This is a genomic window from Mesorhizobium sp. M1E.F.Ca.ET.041.01.1.1 (assembly GCF_003997355.1).
GTDB lineage: Bacteria > Pseudomonadota > Alphaproteobacteria > Rhizobiales > Rhizobiaceae > Mesorhizobium.
In genome coordinates this window covers 1-1,834 of record NZ_RZSL01000886.1, presented here as the reverse complement: position 1 = coordinate 1,834, position 1,834 = coordinate 1, and the positions used below count along the sequence as shown (strand labels likewise).

Here is a 1,834-nt window from a genome sequence, read left to right as displayed (position 1 = left end):
GCGCTGGCGCGGCGTGGCGGCGGGACGAAACGCGCGCCTCGTATCGGCATTCAGCTCGGCGAGGATGTGCCGCATCGTTGCGAACAGCAGCTCGTCCTTGGCGCCGAAATAGTGATGCGCGAGCGCAGACGACACGCCGGCGCGGCCGGCGATCTCCGACATGGTCACGTCCAGCGAGCCGCGCTCGCCGATCGCCGAGATCGTCGCGTCGATGAGCGCCTTGCGGCGCAGTGGCTCCATTCCGATTTTCGGCATTTGGGGGGTCCGTTTGGCATGAGATTATTTTTTATTGACGGATCAATCAACAAAAAATTCCGACCTGGGATCAACCGATCGTGTCGCTCTGGCCCATCCATGGGACTGGAAAAAAGTTCACTATTGAACAATATTGAGTAACCGGCCGCGACGGGACGTGCTAGGCTCGCGGCAAATGGAGGCTGCCATGACCGCATGCATCGTCGGCTGGGCGCATTCGCGCTTCGGCAAGCTCGAAGGAGAGACGCTGGAGGGCCTGATAACCAAGGTCGCCGTGGACGCGCTCGACCATGCCGGCATCGGTCCCGACGACGTCGACGAGATCGTGCTTGGCCATTTCAACGCCGGCTTTTCCCCGCAGGATTTCACCGCGAGCCTGGTGCTGCAGGCTGATGACCGGCTGCGCTTCAAGCCGGCGACCCGCGTCGAGAATGCCTGCGCCACCGGCTCGGCCGCCGTCAGGCAGGGCATCCGCGCCATCGATGCCAACGCTGCCCGCATCGTGCTGGTGGTCGGCGCCGAGCAGATGACGACCACGCCCGGTCCGGAGATCGGCAAGAACCTGCTCAAGGCGTCCTATCTGCCGGAGGAGGGCGACACGCCGGCGGGTTTCGCCGGTGTCTTCGGCAAGATCGCGCATGCCTATTTCCAGCGCTATGGCGACCAGTCGGACGCGCTTGCCATGATCGCCGCCAAGAACCACAAGAACGGCGTCGACAACCCCTATGCCCAGATGCGCAAGGATTTCGGCTACGAGTTCTGCCGCCAGGAAAGCGAGAAGAACCCGTTTGTCGCCGGTCCGCTGAAGCGCACCGATTGCTCGCTGGTCTCGGACGGCGCCGCGGCGCTGGTGCTCACCGACACCGCGACAGCGCTGAGAATGCGCCGCGCCGTCACCTTCCGCGCCAATGAGCACGTCCAGGATTTCCTGCCGATGTCGAAGCGCGACATCCTTGCCTTCGAAGGCTGCGAGCGTGCCTGGGAGCAGGCGCTGAAGAAGGCTGGCGTCACGCTCGACGACCTTTCCTTCGTCGAGACGCATGACTGCTTCACCATTGCCGAGCTCATCGAATATGAGGCGATGGGTCTGGCCAAGCCCGGCGAGGGCGCTAAGCTCGCGCTCGACGGCACGACGGCCAAGGACGGCCGGCTGCCGGTCAACCCTTCCGGCGGATTGAAGGCCAAGGGCCATCCGATCGGCGCCACCGGCGTGTCGATGCATGTGCTCACCGCGATGCAATTGACCGGCGAGGCCGGCGGCATCCAGGTGCCGGGAGCTAAACTGGGCGGCATCTTCAACATGGGTGGCGCTGCCGTCGCCAATTACGTTTCCATCCTCGATCGGATCAGGTAGAAGCGGCCCGCATTTCATTGCGGGGAAGCCATGAGTAATCCGGTTCTGGTCGAGGTTCTGCGCGGCGCGGTGGTCGAAAGCGCCCATCGCGGCGCTGTTTCTGTCTTCGATGCCGACGGCAAGGCGGTTCTGGAGATCGGCGACACGGCGCGCCCGGTGTTCCCGCGCTCGGCGGTGAAGGCGATCCAGGCTCTGCCGCTGGTCGAAAGCGGTGCGGCCGACGCC

Annotated in this window: 3 protein-coding genes; 2 read left to right on the top strand and 1 reads right to left on the bottom strand. The window is 64.4% G+C overall.

Features of this window, described 5'->3' with window-relative positions:
- The coding region (locus EOA38_RS35470) for a TetR family transcriptional regulator (protein WP_127301409.1) at positions 1 to 255 on the bottom strand (255 nt) is incomplete at its 3' end.
- 187 nt (positions 256 to 442) lie between these two features.
- Between EOA38_RS35470 and EOA38_RS35465 the strand changes: the two genes are divergently transcribed.
- Positions 443 to 1,609: an acetyl-CoA acetyltransferase gene (locus tag EOA38_RS35465; protein WP_127301408.1), complete on the top strand. Its 1,167-nt coding sequence runs from the start codon at positions 443 to 445 to the stop codon at positions 1,607 to 1,609.
- Positions 1,610 to 1,639: 30 nt separating this feature from the next.
- Positions 1,640 to 1,834: asparaginase (locus EOA38_RS35460; RefSeq protein ID WP_189435140.1), on the top strand; the 195-nt coding region annotated here is incomplete at its 3' end.

Excerpts from the sequence above, each read along its gene's own strand:
- EOA38_RS35465 (WP_127301408.1), top strand. The coding sequence starts at position 443 with ATGACCGCATGCATCGTCGGCTGGGCGCATTCGCGCTTCGGCAAGCTC.